The following is a 274-nucleotide window of genomic DNA, read 5'->3' as shown; positions in this document are numbered from 1 at the left end:
GACGTATTCGGGGCCCATATCCCGGAAACGAAATGGGCCTCGGCATCGATTACCGCCCTCGATGCCCGTATTCCGGCCTATGTCGAGAAGATCACCAAGCGCAACCCCTTCACCGGCAAGATCGTCTCGGCGGGTATCGTCACGGTGAAGGACTCGGCGTGGCTGCTGAGCTGGACGGTTCATCGCCAGCCGCATTTCAAGAAGCAGCCCAAGGACCAGATGATCGCCTGGTTCTACGCGCTCTTTGTCGACAAGCCCGGCGACTATGTGAAGA

General features: G+C 59.1%; 1 protein-coding gene. It reads left to right on the top strand.

Features of this window, described 5'->3' with window-relative positions; translation table 11 throughout:
- Positions 1-274, top strand: a 274-nt coding sequence (locus AC0L2P_RS32355) for an oleate hydratase (RefSeq protein ID WP_473507262.1), incomplete at both ends; no start/stop codon positions are given.

It is taken from the genome of Mesorhizobium sp. WSM4836 (genome assembly GCF_055811815.1).
This window is presented reverse-complemented; position numbering and strand designations above follow the sequence as displayed.